The sequence below is a fragment of the Variovorax gracilis genome (assembly GCF_030317115.1).
Classification (GTDB): Bacteria; Pseudomonadota; Gammaproteobacteria; order Burkholderiales; family Burkholderiaceae_C; genus Variovorax; species Variovorax gracilis.
This window is the reverse complement of record NZ_JASZYF010000022.1, coordinates 69961-92556: the sequence shown is the minus strand read 5'-3', so window position 1 is coordinate 92556 and position 22596 is coordinate 69961. Positions and strand designations below refer to the sequence as shown.

Sequence of the window (22596 nt, the reverse complement as noted above, 5' to 3'; positions counted from 1 at the left end):
TTGTCGAGGGAATGTTCGACGTGCTCGAGAGGAACCCTCCGACGATGCCGGACGGCCGCCTGGCGGAGCGGTTGTGCTAACGGTGCACAGCGGACTGGCGGCCAACCACAGCCCGCGGTCGCTTCAGGGATCGCGCCAGCGCGAGTTCCCGAAATCGTTGCACCGAAGGATTGAGGTCGTCGAGGCGAGTTGCCATTGCCAGTTCGATCGCCGACGAAGGCGGCAAGCCCTGGACCGGTCGGAAGACCACATCACGCGCGGCGAGGCGGGCGCTGACGGAAGGCACCAGCGCCACGCCCATGCCGCTCTGCACCAGGCTGATGACAGTCTGCACCTGCGTCGCCTCCTGCGCGACCTGCGGCATCAGCCCCGCGTGCTGGAACACCAGCATCACCATGGCGTGAAGGCCCGGGACGCGGGTGGAGGCATAGTCCACGAAGGGCTCGTTCGCCAGATCGGAGAGCGTCAGGCGCCTTTTTCCAGCGAGCGCATGGCGCGCGGGCAGGACGGCGCAAAACACATCGCTCTCCACGACCTCGAAGCGCAGGCCGCTCTGTGCCCCGGTCGGATAGCGCACCAGGCCAAGATCGAGTTCGCCGCTCTGAACCATCGCCAGCAGTTCCTGGTTTGCCGATTCACGCAGTATCAGTTCGACGTGCGGAAAGCGGGCACGGAACGTCGGCAACAGCGTCGGTAGCAATGCATAGGTCGCGGAACCGACGAAGCCGACCCTGAGTATGCCCCGTTCACCTCCCGCGGCCGCCAGTGCGACCTCTCGCAACGCGTGCGCGTCGTTCAGACAGCGGCGCGCCAATGCGAGTGCCGCTGTGCCCGCAGCGGTCAGCGCGACGCCTCGCGCCTGACGTTCGAACAGGCGCGCACCGACCTCCTCCTCAAGCTTGCGAATCGCCACCGACAGCGGTGGTTGCGCCATGTGGAGGCGCTCGGCGGCACGCCGGAAGTTCAGCGTTTCCGCCACGGCGACGAATTGATGCAACTGGCGCAGTTCCACGAGGGTTACTTTGCATGTATGGCTGATGACACCAACGGTATTGGACGCATGAATGCTGCATTTCTACCATTCACGCATTCCCCAACAAGAGGCGGCTCGAGACACCGCCATCCATGATGACAACTGCATCGAACCTGCCCCTCGATGGCGTCCGGGTCCTCGACCTGAGCGCCGTGGTGCTCGGTCCCTACGCCAGCCAGAACCTGGCCGAGTACGGCGCCGACGTGATCAAGATCGAACCCCCGGAGGGGGACTCCACCCGCCGGACAGGACCCAGTACGGAGCCCGGCATGGGCGCGATCTTTCTGGGCGTGAACCGGGGAAAGCGCAGCGTGGTACTCGATCTGAAGAAAGCCGATGCACGAGCCGCCCTGCTGAAGCTGGTCGATTCCGCCGACGTGCTCATGCACAGCATCCGCCCGCAGAAGCTGGCAGCCATCGGCCTGGACCCCGAGACGCTGCTGGCCCGCAATCCGCGCTTGGTCTACGTCGGCCTGCACGGCTTCGGCGAAGACGGCCCTTACGGCGGCATGCCCGCGTACGACGACATCATCCAAGGCCTCTCGGGCTGTGCCGCGTTGATGGAGCGCCAATCCGGCGCGCCACAGTACTTCCCGACCATCGCCGCCGACAAGACCTCGGGCCTTGTCGCCACGCACGCCATCCTGGCAGCGCTATTCCGTCGCGAGCGCACTGGCAAGGGCGGCTACGTCGAAGTGCCGATGCTCGAGTCGATGGTCTCGTTCAACCTGGTCGAGCATTTTTACGGCCATCATTTCTCGCCGCCTCTGGCCGAGACCGGGTATCCACGGCTGTTTGCCAAGCATCGACGGCCGTATCGCACCGCGGACGGCTATCTCTGCGCCATGCCCTACACAGACGCGCACTGGCAGCGCTTCTTTGTTGAAGGAGGAATGCCCGAGGCCGCTGCAGATGCGCGCTTCTCCAACATCACCGAGCGCACAAAGAACATCGACGCCCTGTATACGCTGGCTGCACAGGTGATCGAAACGCGCAGCACCGACGCCTGGCTTGAAGTCTTCGCACGACTTGAAGTGCCGGCATCGCGAATGAATCGTCTCGAAGACCTGACAGAGGACCCGCACCTGAAGGCCACCGGATTCTTTCAGACCGTCGACGACCCACGAATGGGCCGACTGCGGTTTCCGGGAGCGCCCGTGCGCATCGATCGACGTCAGTTGCCAGTCGGAATGGCACCACGCCTCGGCGAGCACACGCACCAGGTATTGACCGAGGCGGGAATTGCCCCACTCGATGCCCCCTCCCCCGCCCTTCAAGGAGCCCCGATATGAGCGCCACCACATCCAGCTATCCCTTGCTGGGACACGGCTTCTTCTGGCAAGACTTGTCCGTCGGCCAGAAATTCCAGACCTTCAATCGCACCGTGACCGAGACCGACCTGGTCAACTTCATCTCCTGCACGGGCATGCTGGAGATCATCTTCATCGACGCCGAAGGCGCAGCGAGCGCGATCGGCGGACGGCCGGTGCCGGCCGCGCTGACCTATTCGCTGATCGAAGGCTTCATCCTGCAGACCATGATCCAGGGCACCGGCATGGCGATGCTCGAATGCACGCAAAAGGTCCTGGGCCCTGTGCGCGTGAACGACACGATCCACGCGGTGGTCGAGGTGGCCGGCGTCAAGCCGACGTCGAAGGGCAATCGAGCCATCGTCGACTCGAATGTCGATGTGTTCAACCAGCGCGGCGATGTCGTCATGCGCTATACCGCCCGCCGCATGCTGGCTGGGCGCCCCAACGCCTCCTGAGCACTACCGACCGGACATCATCATGAACACTGTTGTGCAATCCCGTCCCGCCTCCGTGCGCGATCGCGTGAGCGATGCCGAATGGAAGGTCCGAACCGACCTCGCCGCCTGCTACCGCCTGGTCGCGAAATACGGCATGAGCGACCTGATCTACAACCACATCACTGCCAAGGTGCCGGGCGACGCCAAGCACTTCTTGATAAATCCGTTCGGTCTCCTGTACACCGAGATGACGGCGTCATGCTTCTATACGCTGGACCTCGACGGCAACATCGTGGACAAGCCCGAGGGAGAGTTCGGAGAGTTTCCCGTGAACCGCGCGGGCTTCATGATCCACAGCGCGGTGCACGGCGCCCGAGATGACCTCAGGTGCGTGATGCACACCCACACGCGCGCCGGCATGGCGGTGTCGGCGATGAAGCAGGGTCTGCTGCCGCTCACGCAGACTGCGATGCGCTTCCACGGCGCGATCGGGTTCCACGACTACGAACAGCCGACCGTCGACATGAGCGAGCGCGACCGGATCGCGCGTGACCTCGGGCCGCACAGCACGCTGATCCTGCGCAACCATGGCCTCGTGGCCTGCGGGCCGACGGTACAGGACACGTGGAACCTCATGTACTGGCTGGAGACCGCCTGCAAGGTGCAGGTCGACGTCCTGGCCAGTGGCGCCGAGATCAGCATGCCCAGCCCCGAACTCGCTGCGGCGATGGCCAAGCGCTACGGCCCCGACGGGAAGGTCAATTTCGCACCGATGGAATGGCCTGCCCTGCTGCGCCAGCTCGATCGCGAAGACCCCTCCTACAAGACCTGAGCGCACCCGCCCGACTTCCCATTCAACAACTGGAGACAAGCCCCATGTTCAAGCCTCTCGTCGTCGCGCTGGCCGCTGCAGCCGCATGCGCCGCCCCGTTGACCCATGCGCAGGACAAATATCCATCCAAGCCCGTCAAGATCATCGTCCCGTATGCACCTGGTGGTCCGAACGACATCGTGGCGCGCCTGGTCGCGCAAAAGCTGGGCGAGATGGAAAAGCAGTCCTTCATTGTCGAGAACAAGCCGGGCGGCGGCTCCAACATAGGCGCCGACTTCGTCGCGAAGGCGCCTGCCGATGGTTACACGCTTCTCATCGCTGCCACGTCGCACGCCATCAACATGACGCTATTCCCCAAGGATCAGCTGAAATACGACCTCTTGAAGGACCTGGCGCCCGTGTCAATGATCATGACCGGCCCGTTGGTTCTGGTGACGCGGCCCGACTTTCCCGCAAACAACCTGAAGGAACTGGTCGCCACGGCCAAGGCCAAGCCTGGCGAGCTCTCGTTCGCTTCCTCCGGCAATGGATCGTCGACGCACCTGGGCGGCGAGATGCTGAACAGCGCTGCGGACATCAAGACGATCCATGTTCCATACAAGGGCAGCGGCCCGGGATTGACCGACGTGATGGGCGGCCAGACGACCTATATGGTCGACACCATGATCTCGGCCACTCCGTTCGTCACCTCGGGCAAGCTGAAGGCACTGGCGACTACCGGCAAGACGCGCTCGCCGGTTCTGCCCAATGTGCCGACGGTCGCCGAACAGGGTTATCCCAACTTCGAGGCGGTCGCGTTCATCGGGATGATGGCGCCGGCTGCGACGCCCAAGCCGATCGTCGACAAGGTCAACGCGGATCTGCAAAAGGTGCTGGCCCTGCCCGACATCAAGGACAAGCTGGCCGCGCAAGGGTTCACGGCCGAGTGGATGAAGCCCGCCGATTTCGGCAGCTACCTGCAAAAGGAAGTTCCCAAATGGGGCGCGATCGTCAAGAGCAGCAACGTCAAGGTTGACTGAACCCTGAAATGGGACGGTTGACTCCGTCCCATTCCTGCTGGCTATGGCGCGGCACGTGCGCTCGCTGATTTCGATCGCATCGAAGGCGCCCAGCAACGCCCGCGCATTCCCTGCCAGGCGCGATGTTGTACCGAGCCCTTCAATCGCCGCAGGCGGCGCTATGAAATGCTCTCCAACTCGCTGGCGACCAGTTCAAGAAATGTTTGCCCAAGCTGCGAGGGCGGCCGGTTGACGTTGGTCACGCTGTAGATTGCGAACTGCGGCGCGTCCGGGATCTTGATCAGCGCAAGATTCTCCGAACGGTGCGCGCGCGCAGACAGATCGTCGACGAACGCGACGCCCGCCCCACTGGCCGCCATGGCACAGGCGGCATAGCCCGATCGCACTTCCACCGCCACCTGTCGTGCAATGCCGAACTTCTCGAGCCAGGCATCGATGATTCGGCTCTGCGGTGCTTCAGGGCTGTAGATGACCAGCCGCTGTCGCAGCGCCGTGGCGAGATCGAACTTCTTCGCCAGCAGCGCATGGCCCTTGGGCACGACGCACTGCAGCGTCCACCGCCCGATCTCGCGCACATCGAGCACGGGGTGGTCCAGCGGGGCACTCGAAATCGCGACATCCGCTTCCTCGGCGACCAGCGTCTGCACGATCTCGCGCGTCGGCAGCGACTCGAAGAACACCTTGGAATGGGAGAAGCGCTGCAACAGCCTCGCGGTAGCGCCGGGCACGAGTTGCAGGGCGGTATTGGCGCTCGACAACACGCGAAGCGTGGCGTGGTCGCCAAAGCGCAGGTGCGTGGCCACGTTCTGAACATGCTGCACGCCGCGATACACCTTGTCGACTTCCGCTTGCAAGGTGTGGGCCTCCGGGGTCGCAATGAGGCGCGCATTGCGTCGTTCAAACAGCGGGACGCCCAGCTGGATTTCGAGGTGACGGATGAGCCGGCTGACTCCCGGCTGGGACACGTGCAGCAGCTTCGCCGCGTTGGTCGTTGAGCCGGTCGTCATGACGGCCCGAAAGACTTCGATCTGTCGCAGATTCACGCTGAGACCTACTACAAGTTGTTCGGTGAAAACCCCTAATCAGAACACCATGTTATAGCCTGCGGCGCTCTTGGTATTGGACCGGCCAGAGAGGCGTCCCTAGCATCCGTGTCACTCCTCCCACCGAAATGAGACATGCCATGACCGCCACCGTCCGTCCCTTGCTGAAAAGCCTCCTCGCTGCCGGCGCTGCAGTGGTGCTATGCACCGCGCAGGCGCAGACCTATCCGACCAAGCCGGTGTCCCTGGTCGTCGGCTTTGCGCCCGGCGGGTCGGCCGATAGCCTCGCGCGCCTGTTGGCGCAGAAGCTCGGCACCTCGCTCGGCCAGCCTGTCATCGTCGACAACAAGCCTGGGGCGGGTGCCACGATCGCGACGGCAGCAGTCGCCGCGGCGAAGCCGGATGGCTACACGCTGCTGATGGTGACCAGCGGGCATGCGGGCAGCGCAGCGCTGTACCCCAAGCTGAGCTACGACACGCAGAAAAGCTTCGAGCCGGTCGCCAAGGTTGGCGCATCGCCGGTCGTGATCGTGGCTCCGTCTTCGGCGCCCTACAAGCAGTTGAAGGATGTGATCGATGCGGCCCGCAAGAGCCCCGGCAAGCTCAACTACGCCGCCGGTGGCGGCGGCGCGACCACCACGAGCCTGGCAGCCGAGTTCCTGAAGAACGAAGCGAAGGTCGACATGGTCATGGTGCCGTACAAGGGCTCCGGCCCAGCGCTGACGGCGCTTCTGTCCGGCGAGGTCGACCTGGGCTTCGACATTCCGTCCAGCGCACTGCCGCACATCAAGGCGGGCAAGCTGCGTCCCCTCGCGGTGACCACGAAAACGCGCTCGAGCGTGCTGCCCGACGTCCCTACGGTCGCGGAGCAAGGCATGACCGGATTCGAGGTGACCGGGTGGTTCGGCGTCCTCGCGCCGGCTGGTACACCCGCAGCGGTGGTTGCGCGCGTGAACAAGGAAATCAATGCGGTGCTGAGCGATCCGGAAACGAAGGACAAGCTCCAGAACATCGGCGTCGAGGCGGCCCCCGGCAGCCCGGCCGATTTCGGCAAGCTGATCGCCAGCGAAACGCAGCGCTACGGTGACGCGATCCGCAAGCTCGGCATCAAGGCAGAGTGAGCCGCAGCATGAACGCCACTGAACGAACGGCCGACGTCGTGATCATCGGCGGCGGCCTGGGCGGGGTCTCGGCCACGCTGGCAGCGGCACGGCTGGGGGCGAAGGTCATCCTTGTGGAGGAGCTCGACTGGCTCGGCGGTCAGTTGACTTCGCAGGCCGTGCCCCCCGACGAATACCCCTGGATCGAGTACCTGACGGCGTCGCAGAGCTACGCTACGTTTCGCGAAACGATCCGCGACTACTACCGACGCCACATGCCGCTGACGGACGCAGCGCGCGCGCGCGTGCGGCTCAACCCCGGTCAAGGCAACGTCAGTTCGCTGTGCCACGAACCGTGGGTCGCGGTGAAGGCCATCGACGAAATGCTGGCGCCGTACGTTTCGGCCGGCCGAGTCACCGTGCTGCGCAAGCATCGCATGGCGAAAGCCGAGACCGATGGAGACCGCATCCGCGCAGTGCATGTGCGCGACCTCCATGCAGACGCGGAACTTGTGCTGGCCGCGCCCGTCTTTATCGACGCTACGGAGATTGGCGACTTGCTCGCAATCGCCAAGGTCGAGCATGTGTTCGGCGGCGAAGCGCAGGCGCAGACGAATGAGCTCCATGCGCTGCCCGAGGCGGATCCTTTCGACCAGCAGGCCATCACCTGGTGCCTGGCTGCGGACTACCTGCCCGGCGAGGACCACACGATCGACAAGCCCGATGACTACGAACGGTTCAGGACCCTGCAGCTCGACTGCTGGCCGGGCCCGCAGTTGAGCTGGACGCTGAGCGACTTCGTCACGCACCAACCGCGCGAACGCCCGCTGTTCGTCGGACCGACCGATACCGACTCTCTCTACGATCTGTGGCACGCGCGCCGTATCGCCTACCGGAAGAACTTCCTGCCCGGCAGCTACGCCAGCGACATCACGCTGGCCAACTGGCCGCAGATGGACTATTGGGAAAAGCCGATCGTTGGCGTGTCCGCCGAAGCACAGGCGCTGGCTCTTGCCGAAGCGCGACAGTTCAGCCTCGCCTTCTTCTACTGGATGCAGACCGATGCACCGCGCCACGACGGAGGCTACGGCTACCGCGGCCTGAGACTGCGTGGGGACGTACTGGGCACGATCGATGGCTTGGCCAAGCAGGCCTACTATCGCGAGGGGCGCCGCATCCAGGCCGAGTTCACAGTGCTGGAACAGCATATCGGTGTGGAGGCGCGACCGGGGCAAGCCGGTGCCGAGCGCTTTGCCGACAGCGTGGGCATCGGTGCCTATCGGATCGACCTGCACCCGAGCACTCGCGGACGCAACACGGTCGACATCGATTCCTTTCCTTTCCAGATCCCACTCGGCGCGCTGTTGCCGGTACGCGTCGTGAACTTGCTGCCGGCCTGCAAGAACCTGGGTACCACACGCATCACCAACGGTGCGTACCGCGAGCACGCAACGGAATGGAGCATCGGCGAAGCAGCCGGCACGCTGGCCGCGTTTTCACTCGCACGCAAGCAACCGCTGCGTGCGGTACGCGCCGACAAGGACTTGCTCGGAGACTTCCAGCGCACCCTGGAAGGGCAAGGCGTTCTGCTGGCGTGGCCAAACTTGGGCGCGTTGACGCCAGTTCAGCGCGTCGGCTACCAGCACGCCAGGCAATGAAGCTTTTGTGATTGGCTCAGTGGCCGCGTGCAGAAAGCTGCGCGCGAATCGAACCACAGCTTGGGCAAACCCGCGGCGTCGACGCCGAAAAGTCCTGGCTTGCATCACGCGAGGCCTTGCGGTCGACCGATGATTTCGAGCGATTCCAGATCGTGATGGGCTGGCAGGAGGGCGGCGGCCTAGCCGGCGCAGACGGGCCGTGGAGCATGCGGATTGCATGCGTCGTATCGATCAGATAGGCCGGCTCGGCGGCGATGTTCTTGAAGCCCCGGGAGACGCCAGCGCGATGGCGATGGTGTCCCAAGCCTCGAGCACCACGTGGCGCTCACCCGTTGGTCCCCAGAAGATCTTCCAGCGCCCCGAGAGCGCGACGAACACTTCCTGCGTCAGGTGGTTGTGCAGCGGCGCCGACTTTCCCGGCTCGCAGCAAACGATGTTGAGGTGAAACCCCTCCGCCTGCAGCGGCGCGGCCGTCGGCGTGCCGATCACTCGCCACGTCGTCCGCTCTCACCCAGGGATGCCCGCGTCGGCGTAGTCGTTTGTCGCGGGAAGCGCGCCGAAGCGCGCCACGCGCGCTTCCATCTCCTCGACGGTGGGGTTTGCATCCGTGATCGGGGCGGTGGGGGTCATGGCGGGCGCTATCGGCTTGGACGTTCCTGGCAGGCATTCTTGCCGGTGGGCCGCATCCTGAATACGGTCTATTTGTACAGACGCTCTGGCCCTCCCCACCCTGCGTGGAACTCTGCTGCCGTTCCAACTACACCCGATGCCTCAGCCTTGTCTGATCCCGAAAAGGCTGCTCAGGTCCTCGCCATGACTCAGAAGGGCCGGGAGGAGTTGATGCGCATTCAATACCCGGACGAACAGGCATCCGTCGCTTTGTGACCCGAGCATGGGACGCCAACTCGACTCTTCGCATGCATGCAAGTCGAATCTCACGAGGGGCCGTGCAATGCCTTGCGAGGAACTCGTCACTGCGCTCTCGACGGGGTCATTCAATTCGACGTTCGATTCCCGCTTCGCAGGCGATCAAGGGTCGCGATCGGCGACGGACGAACCCGCTGCATCGACCTCCCCCTTCCTGGGGACGACACCCGGTCCGCTCGCGCCCACGATGCCCGAGTCGCCCCGAGCGCAACGATCGCGCGAGGGGATGCACGGACCACGAGAAGGGATTCGCCATGAGCTACGCAAAAGCCCGCGACGACGAACAGATGAAGGTGCTGGGGCCCGCGATCGACAGGTTCATCGAGCGGTACAACAAGAACCCTGGGCTGGCGAATGGCAAACGGCGCACGGTCTTCCTGTTCCCGGGCGGCATGGCCAGCCGGTTGATCCGAGCGACGACGCCTTACGACCCTGCGGCTACGGACCAGAGTCTCAAGTACGAAACGATATTTCCCACGCTCGAATGCTTCCTGAACGGCACCGCACGCGACATGGCGCTGACGCGCAAAGCTGAGAACGGCATCGACTGCTATGAGGACACCGGACAGCGCTTCGTGCTCGCCTGCGACGCCGTCGACCTCGAAGGCGCCCTGATTCCGTTCGATCCCGTCCCTTTCCCTCCGAGCGAGGCGATCGAGCACTTCCTGAAGAGCATCTCGCCGTACGCCGATTTCCTGCAATGGTGCGAGGACAACGGACTCGACTACTTCGTGTTCGGCTGGGACTGGCGCCGGAGGATGCAGGAGACCGGTGCCTTCTTCAGGGACACGTTCCTGCCGGAGTTCCAGTCTCGCGTGATCGCCAAGTGCGGCGCCGATCCGCTCGCCGACTATTCGCTGGTCGGCCACAGCGCCGGCGGCATGGTGGTCAACTGGCTGCTGCGCAACATCAGCAACACGAATCCCATCAGCCACGTCATCACGGTAGGCACACCGTTCTACGGCTATGTCAGCCAGGTCCACCGCTGGTTCGAAGGGGATTCGTACTTCAACGGTCCCGGCAATATCTACCGGGACGACATCATCCGGACGGTCTGTGCGCTGCCTGCCTGCTACGCCTGGCAGTTCCTGAACGAGCAGACATATCTCGACCACGAAAGTGACTTCCTGGCCGACACTGAATTCCAGCTCCTCGTCTACCCCAGTCGGGACAAGGTCACGTGGGGCATTGCCGACCCCTACAACCCGCAACCGGGGCCGAGCGGCGAGGGCCGCTACCCGGGTAGCGTGGGCTTCGAATCCTCAGAGCTGGAAGACGCGGAACGGCTGGTGGTGGACTTGGCGCAGCCACTCGTTTCATACGACAAGTTTTTCAATGTCCGGGGTGTCCAGTTGAAATGGGACTTGCCCAAGCCAAGGCCCGCGAATCGGACGAAGGGCGCCGTCTTGTGGGGGTGGGCTGGCGAGCCGCAACCGATCGTCGATGTCGTCAGCGTGCCCGGAGACGGCACCCAGCCGGCGTACTCGGCGCGCCTTCTGGAGCTCTGGCTGCACAAGCGCGACCACGTCATCACCCTCAGGGACTACGGGATCGACCATATGCTCATGATGAACCAGAAGCCCACGCGCGACGCGCTGGCTGGACTGCTGCCGAAATGAGGAGATCGCCATGAAAAAAAGGAAGCCCATCGAGCCCCGGCCGGATCCCTACTCGACGTGGATGAGGCCGGCCGCGACGTCGGCGGATGCGCTCAGGTTCATCCGGAATGCGCAATCCGTGTTCACGCACTACGAGCCCACGCCGGAGAACAGGGAGCGCCTGCTGAAGTACGTGTCCCAGGCGAAGCCCGCCTGGCTGCGCATGCTGTCGCGGCGCATCATGATCGACATTGGTGAGGGACGGCAGCCCGACGCCGCGGACTTCGAGCACCGCGCTCCCGGTAAAAAGGCACGCTGAAACGTCGCCGCGCCGCCCCGCTGGCTCGGCTTGAGCGATCCGGACGCGGCGCGCACAGTTGCACGGCTCGCGCGCACTGACGGCTGCAATGGCTGAACCGCCGGTGCCGATGGCGCGAGATCCAGCGCGTACGAGGCCGCTAGGCGGCAAGCGCAATATCGCTTTGCTCCAGGAACCAGCTTCGAAATCGTCTCAATGCATCGTCGTCTGCCTTGTCTTCTCGAAAGGCGAGGTAGTGGCGCGTCTCCTCAAGCACCACCTCCTGCTCGACCGGCCTGACGAGCTGGCCCCTCTGGACCAGGGGGCTGACCAGGTGATCCCAGCCCAGTGCCACGCCCTGGTCGCTGAGCACCATCTGGATCAGCAGGTTGTAGTCGTTGGCATTGAAGTGGTGGGCGCCATTCGGGCGGTCCCCGATGCCCAGGCGGTGATGGCCACCCACACGCCCCAATCCACGTGCTCCGCGAGCTGAGAACGCCCGTAGGGGCTCAGGTCGAGCAGCACGCCGTTTCTTAGCTCATCGAGGCTCTGGATCTCGGGGTGTGCCTCGAGATAGGTTGGCGTGCATACCGGATAGATCCGGTCGTGAAACAGCGGCGTGCTGACATAGCCGTCGGCGAGGGCGACATCACGACGCCTTTTGGCGGCTACAAGGAGTCTGGGTTCGGTGGCCGCGACAAGTCGATCTGGGCCCATGACCAATACACGGAGATCAAGACCATCTGGATCGACGTGCCCGCATCATGAACAGCAGTGACGGCGCCATGGCGCGACAAGGCAACTCGGACAGCATGAGAAGCAGGAACAACGCCACCCTCATCGGCCTGACCGCCGGCCTGGGCGGCGACCAGGGCCTTGACCTCTCGGGCCTGCTCCTGAACGTTCTGGACAATCCACTGAGCTATGGCCTGGCCTTTGTCGGTGCGGTCATCTGGGCCGCCTACTGCACTGTCACCGCGCGGATCGCCGAGGGCAGGAACGGCGTCACGTTCTTCTTCATGCTGACGGCGCTGGCGCTTTGGCTTAAGTATCTGGGATCGAGCGAGGAATCCATGAAGTGGAGCCTTCATGCAGTGCTCTACCTGGTGCTTGCTGCCGGCGCCATGGGATTCGGCTATGCCGCCTGGAACGTCGGCATCCTCCGCGGCAACGTCACCATCCTGGCCGGAGCCTCCTACTTCATCCCGGTGTTGTCTGCAGCGCTCGCCAGCCTGTTGCTGCAAGTGCCGCTGACGCAATCGTTCTGGCTAGGGGCAAGCCTGGTTGGCGCGGGGTCCATCCTGTGCTGGCTCGCCACGCGCGGCTTCGGACGCCGATCGACTTCGCACGCAGAGCAGTCGCCTTGAAGTTCAGCGCCGGAGGCCGGCTGTACCTAGCGCAAGACGCCTGACTGCACCAAGCGTGGTCGCACGCCACTTGTATCGGGTAGAGGTTGCGGCTGCGATGCTGGACGACGCCGCGCACGCAGCGTTCTTGCCCCCTACCCGCGCCATGGGGTGATGCGCGGCAACCATCGCCTCACGTTCGCCCGGTAGCGTTTGTACTCGTCGCCGAACTGCTCGCCCAGAACAGGCTCTTCGTAGGCGACAACGAACAAGAAGAATCCGGTCCAAACGATCGCGCCGTACGCCAGCACCGTGACGCTCGCGAACAGGAGGCCCTGGCCGGCGATCAATGCCGTGACTGCGACGTACATCGGATTGCGGACGTAGCGATAGAACCCGGTGACGACGAGGCGCTTGGGAGGCATCACGGGTGCCGGTGTGCCGACGCCCTGCAACGCGAAGCGAGCGAACGAATCGAGCAAGATGGGCAAACCGGCGACGATCAGGGCGGCGCCGAGCACCCGCGCGATCGGGAATAGCGGAGGCGCGAAGTGCCAGTGCGTGAGGTACCAAGGGACGAACACGGCGAGCGTGCCCGGAGCGATGACCAGGAAGATCGCGGAACCGATGATCGCGGCGGCGCGCTGCACGATGGGAGCATACCTCGACGCCGCCGCGAATCGTGCAGATTGGGCGAGCGCTGGCGTCGCGTGACGTCCTGCGCGAGGTGCTTGTTGCGTTCGAGCCAGGGTCGCCGAAAGGTGCTTACCGATGTTGCAGCTGATGGGGGTTGATGAGGTCAGACTGCCGAGGCGCCAGTTGGGAGCGTGAAAGTGAAAACGGCACCGCCGCCGCGACGATGCGAAGCCCAGAGCTTGCCGCCGTGTGCCTCGATCAGCTTGCGGCATATCGCCAGCCCGACGCCCAGGCCAGTGGACTTGGTCGAGTAGAACGATTCGAAAACCCGTTCGAGATCGTCAGCGGCGATACCGGCGCCGCGATCCGCGACCTCCACCAGGACGTCTCCGCTCTCATTCAGGCGGATGGCGACAGCAATCTCCCGTTCGCTGCCAGGCTGAGCGAGTTCGATGGCTTCCATCGCGTTTCGCAGCAGGTTCAGGACGACCTGCTGCAAATGGATCTCGTCGACCATCGCCGCCGGAAGTGAATTTGCCGGTGCCAGCCGGATGTGGATGTCCCGAAATTCGCAGTCCGTCTTCACCATGCCCACGCACTCGGTCACCGCCCGCTCGACGTCGATCAGCTTTGGCTCCAGATCATGGCGCTTCACCATGCTGCGCATGCGCGTCACCACATCGCCCGCACGCGCTGCCTGTCCGATGACCTTGTCGAGCAGTTCGATCAACCGGACGTTGTCGGGCACTGGTTCGGCGGCGCGTCGACGTGCCGCCATCGCGTAGTTCTCGATTGCGCCAAGGGGCTGGTTGATCTCATGGGCCAGTGCGACCGACATCTCGCCCGCCGTGTGGACTCGCACGAGGTGCGCCAGCCGCTCGCGCCAATGCGCGGCCTCCACCTCCGCTGCCAGTTTTCGGCTCTCTGCCGCCTCGCGCGCATGCACATTGGCGAACACCTCGGCAACAAGGCTGACACCAGGCGTCAGCGCGTCGGGCCATTCGTGCTCAAACTCGACACTCGCCAAGGTAAGGACCGAGGCATTTCTTCCCTCCCCCCTGATAGGCACCGCAAGCAGGGAACGTACGCCGATCTGACACAGCGTGTCTGCGTCCGCCCGGCCCTCTGGCGGAATATCGTCGAGGCGCGCGATCCGTACGACTTCGCCACGACGGATCAGCGGATGGATCCACGGCAAATCGACCACCTTGCCCTCTGAAGCAGGCCCCGCGAAGCCGCGCGCGTGCCATTGCTGCATCAAGGTGAAGGGAATATCGGTGCCGATATGCCAGAGTGCAACACGCTCGGCGCCCACGAACTCGCCGATCTGCCGAAGGCCCAGCGCGATCGCCTGATTCTCTTCGCCAGGCTTCGATAGCACGAGAGACGCCAGAATGCCGCTTGCAAGCCGTTCGAAACCGAGCGCCAGATCGAGTTCCTCCTGCGCGCTCTTGCGCGCCAGGGCGCTCCCGAAAATCTCCGCCAGCAGCCGCATGCGTGCCAAGAGGTCGCCGGGCCAACTCCGTTCCTTGCGCACACAACCGAACGTGAGACTACCGTGCAGTCGTCCTGCCACCATGATCGGCATCATCACGTGAGATTGCAGGCCGAGCTTGCGCCACGTTTCCTTGTCGACGCTTGCCTCTGGCGGTAGATCGTCCAGGCGACCGAACGCAATCGGCTCATTGGCATTGGCCTTCGCCAGTCCCCACGGGTTCGTTTCGCGCGCCGATCGAAGTCTGGGCACTGGATCCACGCCCTTGACGGCAAAGGAGTGGGTCACTTCGACCCGGCCGGTGAGCGGAAAAAGGCGATTCAAGGTCGATCGATCAATGCCCAACGTCGAGACGATCCGAGCGAGGCCCTGGTTGATCGCTTGATCTACTTCCTGCGCAGGCAGCGAGATGAAGGCGGCCGACAGATCCGACAGCAGGCGCTCGAAGCGCAGCAGTTCCTCAAGCGTTGCTTGCGCCGGGACCGAACCGCCAGGGTCAGTCATGGCCTCTGGTGTGTGGGGACCGATCCCGATGCCATGGAATGCCCGGGGCTCGCAGTCGGACGCTCGCGCGCTTGTGACCTGGATTCCGGAAAAGTGATGTGCATCTTGAAGGCAGCCCGATAGCTAGTCGGCGCGGAAGCCTGACAGCTTGACGATCGGCGTCCAGCGCGCGATGTCGGCCGCCAGAATTGCGGTAAACGCCTCGGGTGTGGTCCCGGTCGGTTCCACACCCATGTTGAGAAGCAGATGGCGCATCTCGTCGGAGTGAGTCGCCGTGACGAGAGCCGCCGACCATTCGTCGATCGCGTCTCTCGGCGTTCCGGCTGGCGCGAAGACGCCGGCCCATCCGCTCGCCTGCACAGTGGGATAACCCTGCTCGACGAATGTCGGGATGTCGGGCAGTTGCGGCACGCGCTTGGTGCCAGACGTCGCGATGATGCGCACCCTGCCTGCGCGATGCAGCTCGATGAGGTCGGAGACGCCAGAGATGGCGGCGGGGATCGTGCCTGAAACGAGATTCGTCGTCATCGGCGCGAAACCCTTGTAGGCTACGTGCGTCAACTCCACTCCGCCCGCGCGGGCGAGCATCACGCCCAGGAAATGCGGCAACGCGCCGGCCGCTCCGGTTCCATAGAAAGCCTGGTCCGGATGCGTCTTCAGCCACTCGAAGTATTCGGCCACGGTCCGGACCGGATGGTTGGCAGGCACGGCAAGGGCGAGGTCGTAGGTGGCGATCTGTGACACAGGGACAAAGTCACGGATCGGGTCGTAGTGGACATCCTTGAACGTCAACGGTGCGAGCACCGGCACGGCGATAGGCAGGTATGCGACGGTCGAACCGTCGGGCCGCGCGTTCCTGAGCGCCATCGCGCCGATGCGCCCGGATGCCCCAGGCTTTTCTTCCACGACGACCGCTCGTCGCAGCATGACGCTTGTCTGTTCAGCCAGCTTGAAGACCACAGGGCTGCTGGAGCCCCCTTCGAAAGCCAACAGGATCTTGGCCGGTGGCCTGGTCGTGTCCTGGGCGTTCGCGCCGGCGCTCAACAGCGCGCAGAGGACAAAGGAGAGGGGCGACAGGAGTTTCCAGACGAGGCGCATGCAAACTCCTTCAAGGAGATGGGGTTCCCGTTGGCGAAGCGCAGGATACTCCCGTTCGCGCCCGGTGACGCGAGCAAGCCTGCCGACGGCTGTGTCAATCCCTACTGCGTCGAAGACCTGAAGTACCGGGAGTCCATGGCTCGTAGTGGTGGCAGGCTCAATGCCTTCGACGACATCTACGAAGGCTATCCGTTCTCGGGCGGCTTGCTGACCGGCACCACGCTGATGTCGCAGTTCGATGGCTCGCAGTTCGACATCGCCACGGGCGTCGTCCTGCGCGGGCCCGCGAAGGCCGTTCTTGCGATTGACGAGGTGCGAGTACGGAGCGGACAGATCCCTTCCGCCGCAGCTGCAATGCCCAAGGCGAAGGCTGCGCGAGCGCGCACGGGGATAAACTGGCGCCGCGACGCGGAAAGGCTCGCCAACGAAGCGGCACGGCGTCAGGATCACCTCACCGACAGGAGCACGCAATGTCGACTTCGCTCATTCCCGATCCGATGCAACTCTGGCGCGATGCCGTGACCAGGCTCGAGAGCAGCGTGAACTCGATGGTCACGGGCAGCATGGACTCACAGGAAGTGATGCGCTCGTTGCACCAGTTCTCGACGGTCTCGCTCGGCCTCGAACGGGCATTTGAAAAGGCCATCGGCAATTACCTCGCCAAAGTCAATCTGCCGAGTCGCAAGGACATCGCCGAACTGGCAACGACGTTGCAGCGTGTCGAAGACAAGCTTGATCGGCTGCTCCCGGCAACCGAGGCTGCGGCGGTGCCGCGGCCCGCTCGCACCCGGCGTCCGCCGGGTGAAGCCGCGGAGGCGTTGCACGTCAAAGCGACCCCTCGCGAGACGGCACCGGCCGCGCCGGTGAAGCGAGCGCCGGCGCGCCCACGCGACAGGAGATAGAGCAATGGCGGCACCGACCACGGCCCAGGCCACCGAACTGGAACTGACCGGGCGCCTGCGCCTGGAGGTCGAGCGCGCGATCCAGCGCGGCCTCAAGGGCATCGAACTGCTTGGCGCGCCCGCACCGAGCGTCGGCAGAACGCCGAAGACCGTGCTGCACCGGCGCGGAACGCTGTCGCTGTACCACTACCACGCCACGGTCGACGAGATCTATCGGGTGCCGATCCTGTTCGTGATGGCGCCCACGAACAGGGGCTACATCGTCGACCTGGCACCAGGCCAGAGCCTGGTCGAGTTCCTGCTCGGCCGCGGCTACGACGTGTACGCGATGGATTGGAATCCACCGGCGGACGACGAGCGCGATCTGAAGATCGAGAACTACGCGCTCGACTTCATTCCCGACTGCGTGCGCCGTGTGCAACAGGACTCGGGCGAGCAGGACGTGACGCTGATGGGCTACTGCGCCGGCGGAATGCTGTCGGTGATCTATGCCGCGCTGCATGCCGACGGCCCGGTCAAGAACCTGGTGTGCTTCACGACGCCGATCGACTTCTCGAAGATGGAGCTGTTCCGCAAGATGGCCGACCCGCGCCAGTTCGACGTCGACCGATTCGTCGACTCGGTCGGCATCGTGCCCGCCGACCTGATCGTGGCAGGCTTCGATGCGTTGCGCCCGTCTGGGCGCGTCGCGGGCCAGGTGCGGCTGTGGGACAACCTGTGGAACGACGAGTTCGTCAAGGGCTTCCGCATGATGGAGCGCTGGGGCAACGAGACCTTGCCGCTGCCCGGTGCGTACTTCCGCCAGACGACCAAGGAACTGCTGCAGCGCAACGCGCTGCACGAGGGCACGCTGCGTATCGGCGGGCGGCTCGTCGAGCTCGGCAAGATCACGGTGCCGCTGCTGCACATCGTGGCGCAGTACGACCACATCGTGCCGCCGGCGTGCGCGCACCCGCTGATCGAACGCGTCGGGTCGGCCGACAAGGAAGAGGTCGTGCTGCCGGGTGGCCACATCAGCATCGCGGCCGGGCCGAACGCGGTCAAGCGCATGTGGCCAAAACTCGATTCATGGCTCCAGGTGCGCTCGACGTGAAGAAGGCATCGCGCGCCCGATCAGCAACGTCAAGGAGTCAACATGCCTCGCACCGCACAGATCCCGCAGCCCAAGGGCGACCCCTTCATCGGCAACCTGCGCTCGATCGACGGTGACGCGCCGATCCAGGGCTTCATGCGCCTGGCGCGCACCCATGGCCCGATCTTCCAGCTCGAGGTTTTCGGCAGCCCGATCATCATCGTCAGCTCGCAGGAGCTGGTGAACGAGCTGTGCGACGAGGCGCGCTTCGACAAGCGGGTCGCCGGTGCTCTGAAGAACATCCGCGACTTTGCCGGCGACGGGCTGTTCACCGCCAAGACTGACGAGCCCAACTGGGCCACGGCGCATCGTCTGCTGATGCCGGCATTCGGTCCGATCGGCATTCGCGGCATGTTCGACCGCATGCTCGACATCGCCGATCAGATGCTGACGCGCTGGGAGCGTTTCGGCTCCGAGAGCGTGATCGAGGTCACCGAGGACATGACGCGCATGACCCTCGACACGATCGCACTGTGCGCGTTCGACTACCGCTTCAACAGTTTCTATCAGCGCGAGATGCACCCTTTCATCGGCGCGATGGTCGATGCGTTGGCCGAGGCCGGCGCGCGCACGCGGCGCCCGGATCTCGCCAGCAAGCTGCTGCTGCGCACGCGCCGCGGTTACGAAGACGACCTTGCGCTGATGCGCGAGGTGGCCGATGCGCTGATCGCCGAGCGCAAGCGCGACCCCGACGCAGCGCAGAAGAAGGACCTGCTCGGGCTGATGCTCCAAGGGCGCGATCCAGTCACCGGCCAAGGCCTGTCCGACGAGAACATCCGCTACCAGCTGATCACTTTTCTGATTGCCGGGCACGAGACGACCAGCGGAATGCTGTCTTTCGCGACCTACTTCCTGATCAAGAACCCGCAGGTGATGCTGAAGGCCCGCGCCGAGGTCGATGCCGCACTGGGCGACGAAATGCCGCGGCTGGAGCACATGGGGCGGCTGCGCTACATCGAGCAGGTGCTGATGGAGAGCCTGCGCATCTGGCCGACCGCGCCGGCGATCCAGTTGCGCGCGCGCGAAGACACGGTGATCGGCGGCCGTTACGCGATCGGCCGGCGCGATACCCTGATGGTGCTGACGCCGATGCTGCACCGCGACACCAAGGTCTGGGGCGACGATGTCGAAGCTTTCCGTCCCGAGCGCTTCGCGCCCGAGGCGATGGAGCAGTTGCCGCCGAATGCGTGGAAGCCTTTCGGCAACGGCCAGCGCGCTTGCATCGGCCGGCCGTTCGCGATGCAGGAGGCGGTGCTGCTGATCGCGATGATCCTGCAGCGCTTCGACCTGATCGAAGACGACCCTTCCTACCAGCTGTCGGTGGCCGAGACGCTGACCTTGAAGCCGCACGGCTTCCGCATCCGCGTCAAGCGCCGCGGCAGCGCGTCGTTCAAGCCGCGCAGCGCCGTCGTGCCGCAGACCGCCGCTGCTCCGGTGCAGGCAGTGACGGCTCCGCGCGCTGCCGGCGAGCAGGCCACGCCACTGCTGGTGCTGTTCGGCTCGAACACCGGCTCGGCCGAGGCCTTCGCGGAGCGCATCGCCAGCGATGCACCGTCGCAGGGCTATGCGCCCCAGGTGGCGCCGCTCGACGACCACGTAGGCAGGCTGCCGAGCGAGGGCGCCGTCGCGATCATCACCGCCTCGTACGAAGGCCAGCCGCCGGACAATGCGCGCCAGTTCGCGGCCTGGCTCGACACGCTTGCGCCAGGGGCGTTGAACGGCGTTCGCTACGCGGTGTTCGGCTGCGGCAATCGCCAATGGGCACGCACCTACCAGGCGGTGCCCAAACGCTTCGATGCGGCGCTCGTGGCCGCCGGCGCCGTGCGCATCAGGCCGCGGGGCGAGACCGACGCCGGAGGCGACTTCTTCGGCGCCTTCGACGAGTGGTATGGCGGGCTGTGGTCCGACTTCGGGCGCGCGCTCGGCAAAGAGGTGCAGGCCGCGCCGACCGGCACCCAGTTGCAGGTCGAGCACATCAAGGCCGGCCGCACGGCGATCCTGCGCCTGGGCGACCTGCAGCACGGCGAAGTGATCGAGAACCGCGAACTGGTCGACATGGAATCGCCGCTCGGCCGCTCCAAGCGCCACATCGACATCGCGTTGCCCGAGGGCATGAGCTACCGCGCGGGGGACTATCTGGCGGTACTGCCGCACAACCCGATCGGAAGCGTGATGCGGGCGCTGAAGCGCTTCGATCTCGCCTCCGACAGCCAGATCGTGATCCGCAAGCCCGAGAGCAGTCTGACCTCGCTCCCGGTGGACTACCCCGTCAATGCGAGCGAAGTGCTGTTCCACTATGTCGAGCTCGGTCAGCCGGCCACGCGCGGCCAGGTGGCAACGCTGGCGGCGGCCACGCGCTGCGCGCCCGAGAAGGCCGAGCTGAACGCGCTGACCGAGGAGGATGCCTACCATCGCGACGTGCTCGGCAAGCGCGTCAGCGTGCTCGATCTGCTCGAGCGTTACGCCGCGTGCGAGCTGGGCCTGGCCGCCTTTCTTGAGATGCTGCCGCCGGTGCGGGCGCGCCAGTATTCGATCTCGTCATCTCCGCTGTGGAACGCGCAGCGCTGCACGATCACCGTCGCCGTCGTCGATGCCCCGGCGCTGTCGGGCCAGGGGCGCTACCAAGGCATGGCGTCGACGCATCTGGCGAATTGCACCCCAGGCACGCGCGTCGCGATCGCCGTGCGTTCGTCGAACGACCACTTCCATCCGCCCTCCTCGCCCGAGATGCCGATGGTGATGGCCTGCGCAGGTACCGGACTCGCACCGTTTCGCGGCTTTCTTCAGGAGCGCGCGGTGCAGGCGCAGAACGGGCGCAGCGTCGGGCCGTCGCTGCTGTTCTTCGGCTGCGACCATCCCGATGTCGATTTCCTGTACCGCGACGAGCTGGCCGCGTGGGAAGCCGCCGGCGTGGTCAGCGTTCGTCCCGCGTTCTACAAGGCACCCGAGGGCGAGGTGACTTTCGTGCAGCATCGCGTCTGGAAGGACCGTGCCGACCTGGCCGACTTGTTTCGCAAGGGCGCGCATGTCTACGTCTGCGGAGACGGTCGCCACATGGCGCCCGCGGTGCGCGAGACCTTCACGCGCATCTACCAGGAAGCGGTCGGGGCGACGGCCGAGCAGGCCGAGGCGTGGATCGACAAGATTGAGCGCGAGACGGGCCGCTATGTGTCCGACGTCTTCGCCTGATTGCCGTCCAAGGGAAATCCCGCAAGCCGATGGGCGTCCGATACGCCCCCGGCCGCCTCGAGCTGGCGTATCGTGACGCCGAACAAGGAGACCCACTCGTGACCCTCGCCCCCGATCGCCCCGAGCAGTTCGTGCACGCCAACGGACTCGAACTGTGCTGGGACAGCTTCGGCGATCCCGACGGCCCGCCATTGCTGCTGATCATGGGCCTCGCATCCCAGATGATCGCGTGGGATGACGCGTTCTGCGCCGCCCTTGCGGACGCCGGCGGCTTTCGCGTGATCCGTTTCGACAACCGCGACATCGGCCGCTCCAGCCACCTCGCGCACCTGGGCGTGCCAGACGTGATGGCGCTGATGGGGCTGGCCCTGGCGGGCAAGCCAATCAAGGTGCCCTACACGCTGCGCGACATGGCGAACGACACGGCCGGACTGCTCGACGCGCTCAAGATCACACGCGCCCACATCGTCGGCGCCTCGATGGGCGGCGCCATCGGGCAGGAGCTGGCCCTGCATCATCCGCAGCGGATGCTCTCGTTCACGAGCATCATGTCGAGCACCGGCGACCCCGTCCTGCCACCGCCCACATCCGAAGCGATGGGCGTGCTGTTCACGCCATCGCCCAGCACGCTGGATGCCTACCTGCCCCACTACGCCAGGGTCTGGCACGTGCTGCGCGGCCCGGGCTTTCCGGAAGACGAGGCGCGCGACGCCGAGCGAGCCCGCGCCGTCTTCGCGCGCGGCATGAATCCGGCCGGCGTGGCGCGTCAGCTGGCAGCCATCTTCGCTTCGGGCAACCGCAAGCCCGCGTTGCGCGGGGTACGGGTGCCCACCCTCGTGGTCCACGGCGATGCCGATCCGCTGGTGCCGGTCGAATGCGGCATCGATGTCGCGGGTGCCATCCCAGGTGCCCGACTGCTGCGCATTCCGCGCATGGGTCATGCGTTGCCGATCTCGATGTGGTCGCAGATCATCGAGGCGATCGTGGAGCACGCGGCCCTGCATCAGGGCGGTTGATTCTGGCTTGGAGTGCGCTC

The 22596-nt window shown here is 65.0% G+C and carries 21 protein-coding genes and 2 pseudogenes; 15 read left to right on the top strand and 8 right to left on the bottom strand.

Translation table 11 applies throughout. The features are described from left to right. Positions 1-76 precede the first annotated feature (76 nt). Complete coding sequence (locus QTH97_RS27835) at positions 77-1012, bottom strand: LysR family transcriptional regulator (protein WP_286571763.1); 936 nt, start codon at positions 1010-1012, stop codon at positions 77-79. Positions 1013-1128: 116 nt separating this feature from the next. Between QTH97_RS27835 and QTH97_RS27830 the strand changes: the two genes are divergently transcribed. Genes QTH97_RS27830 through QTH97_RS27815 form a run of 4 tightly spaced genes read left to right on the top strand, consistent with a single transcriptional unit; the run spans position 1129 to position 4634 of the window. Then, positions 1129-2325 carry a CaiB/BaiF CoA transferase family protein gene (locus QTH97_RS27830; protein ID WP_444813478.1) on the top strand — a complete coding sequence of 399 codons (1197 nt, stop codon included), beginning with the start codon at positions 1129-1131 and terminating at the stop codon, positions 2323-2325. Beyond that, a complete protein-coding gene (locus tag QTH97_RS27825) occupies positions 2322-2801 on the top strand; it encodes a MaoC family dehydratase (protein WP_286571761.1) in 480 nt (159 codons plus the stop codon). The genes QTH97_RS27830 and QTH97_RS27825 overlap by 4 nt, the downstream gene beginning before the upstream one ends. Positions 2802-2823: 22 nt before the next feature. Further along, the gene (locus QTH97_RS27820) at positions 2824-3615 is read left to right on the top strand and encodes a class II aldolase/adducin family protein (protein ID WP_286571760.1); all 792 of its coding nucleotides are present in this window, start codon (positions 2824-2826) and stop codon (positions 3613-3615) included. Between the two features lie 44 nt (positions 3616-3659). Continuing rightward, positions 3660-4634 (top strand): tripartite tricarboxylate transporter substrate binding protein, encoded by a 975-nt coding sequence (locus QTH97_RS27815; protein WP_286571759.1) that lies wholly within the window; start codon positions 3660-3662, stop codon positions 4632-4634. A 158-nt stretch (positions 4635-4792) separates the two neighbouring features. Here QTH97_RS27815 and QTH97_RS27810 read toward each other — a convergent pair whose 3' ends face one another. Continuing rightward, positions 4793-5677 (bottom strand): LysR family transcriptional regulator, encoded by an 885-nt coding sequence (locus QTH97_RS27810; RefSeq protein WP_286571758.1) that lies wholly within the window; start codon positions 5675-5677, stop codon positions 4793-4795. A gap of 140 nt (positions 5678-5817) precedes the next feature. On the opposite strand from QTH97_RS27810, the gene QTH97_RS27805 reads away from it, so the two are divergent. Together QTH97_RS27805 and QTH97_RS27800 are read left to right on the top strand one after the other, a co-directional pair. Next, complete coding sequence (locus tag QTH97_RS27805; protein ID WP_286571757.1) at positions 5818-6798, top strand: Bug family tripartite tricarboxylate transporter substrate binding protein; 981 nt, start codon at positions 5818-5820, stop codon at positions 6796-6798. Positions 6799-6806: 8 nt separating this feature from the next. Next, positions 6807-8435 (top strand): FAD-dependent oxidoreductase, encoded by a 1629-nt coding sequence (locus tag QTH97_RS27800; protein ID WP_286571756.1) that lies wholly within the window; start codon positions 6807-6809, stop codon positions 8433-8435. A 231-nt stretch (positions 8436-8666) separates the two neighbouring features. On the opposite strand, the gene QTH97_RS27795 is transcribed toward QTH97_RS27800, so the two are convergent. Continuing rightward, on the bottom strand, positions 8667-8924 hold the full coding sequence (locus QTH97_RS27795) for a cupin domain-containing protein (protein ID WP_286571755.1): 258 nt from the start codon (positions 8922-8924) through the stop codon (positions 8667-8669). A gap of 18 nt (positions 8925-8942) precedes the next feature. Next, a complete protein-coding gene (locus QTH97_RS27790) occupies positions 8943-9065 on the bottom strand; it encodes a hypothetical protein (protein ID WP_286571754.1) in 123 nt (40 codons plus the stop codon). 551 nt (positions 9066-9616) lie between these two features. Between QTH97_RS27790 and QTH97_RS27785 the strand changes: the two genes are divergently transcribed. Beyond that, on the top strand, positions 9617-10981 hold the full coding sequence (locus QTH97_RS27785; protein ID WP_286571753.1) for an alpha/beta hydrolase: 1365 nt from the start codon (positions 9617-9619) through the stop codon (positions 10979-10981). A gap of 10 nt (positions 10982-10991) precedes the next feature. Next, on the top strand, positions 10992-11279 hold the full coding sequence (locus QTH97_RS27780) for a hypothetical protein (protein ID WP_286571752.1): 288 nt from the start codon (positions 10992-10994) through the stop codon (positions 11277-11279). 139 nt (positions 11280-11418) lie between these two features. Here QTH97_RS27780 and QTH97_RS27775 read toward each other — a convergent pair whose 3' ends face one another. Further along, the gene (locus tag QTH97_RS27775; RefSeq protein WP_286571751.1) at positions 11419-11721 is read right to left on the bottom strand and encodes a LysR substrate-binding domain-containing protein; all 303 of its coding nucleotides are present in this window, start codon (positions 11719-11721) and stop codon (positions 11419-11421) included. 173 nt (positions 11722-11894) lie between these two features. Here QTH97_RS27775 and QTH97_RS27770 point away from each other — a divergent pair. Further along, positions 11895-12026 (top strand): annotated as a pseudogene (locus QTH97_RS27770) (aldehyde dehydrogenase family protein); the annotation flags it as partial. A gap of 68 nt (positions 12027-12094) precedes the next feature. After that, a pseudogene (gene yddG, locus QTH97_RS27765) lies at positions 12095-12625 on the top strand (aromatic amino acid DMT transporter YddG); the annotation flags it as partial. A 134-nt stretch (positions 12626-12759) separates the two neighbouring features. On the opposite strand, the gene QTH97_RS27760 reads toward yddG, so the two are convergent. The 3 genes from QTH97_RS27760 to QTH97_RS27750 form a co-directional block, all read right to left on the bottom strand. Beyond that, on the bottom strand, positions 12760-13254 hold the full coding sequence (locus QTH97_RS27760; RefSeq protein ID WP_286571750.1) for a methyltransferase family protein: 495 nt from the start codon (positions 13252-13254) through the stop codon (positions 12760-12762). Positions 13255-13403: 149 nt separating this feature from the next. After that, on the bottom strand, positions 13404-15239 hold the full coding sequence (locus tag QTH97_RS27755; RefSeq protein WP_286571749.1) for a sensor histidine kinase: 1836 nt from the start codon (positions 15237-15239) through the stop codon (positions 13404-13406). A 123-nt stretch (positions 15240-15362) separates the two neighbouring features. After that, positions 15363-16337, bottom strand: coding sequence for a tripartite tricarboxylate transporter substrate-binding protein (locus QTH97_RS27750; RefSeq protein WP_286571747.1), 975 nt, complete (start codon positions 16335-16337; stop codon positions 15363-15365). A gap of 30 nt (positions 16338-16367) precedes the next feature. Between QTH97_RS27750 and QTH97_RS27745 the strand changes: the two genes are divergently transcribed. The 5 genes from QTH97_RS27745 to QTH97_RS27725 all read left to right on the top strand — a co-directional run bounded on the left by QTH97_RS27745 (position 16368) and on the right by QTH97_RS27725 (position 22576). Continuing rightward, positions 16368-16859 (top strand): Rieske (2Fe-2S) protein, encoded by a 492-nt coding sequence (locus QTH97_RS27745; protein WP_286571746.1) that lies wholly within the window; start codon positions 16368-16370, stop codon positions 16857-16859. 17 nt (positions 16860-16876) lie between these two features. Continuing rightward, entirely contained in the window at positions 16877-17239 is a 363-nt protein-coding gene (locus QTH97_RS27740; RefSeq protein ID WP_286571745.1) for a hypothetical protein, read from the top strand. A gap of 4 nt (positions 17240-17243) precedes the next feature. Then, the gene (locus tag QTH97_RS27735) at positions 17244-18332 is read left to right on the top strand and encodes a PHA/PHB synthase family protein (protein ID WP_286571744.1); all 1089 of its coding nucleotides are present in this window, start codon (positions 17244-17246) and stop codon (positions 18330-18332) included. Positions 18333-18374: 42 nt separating this feature from the next. Continuing rightward, complete coding sequence (locus QTH97_RS27730; protein WP_286571743.1) at positions 18375-21560, top strand: bifunctional cytochrome P450/NADPH--P450 reductase; 3186 nt, start codon at positions 18375-18377, stop codon at positions 21558-21560. Between the two features lie 98 nt (positions 21561-21658). After that, positions 21659-22576, top strand: coding sequence for an alpha/beta fold hydrolase (locus QTH97_RS27725; RefSeq protein WP_286571742.1), 918 nt, complete (start codon positions 21659-21661; stop codon positions 22574-22576). Positions 22577-22596: the final 20 nt, after the last annotated feature.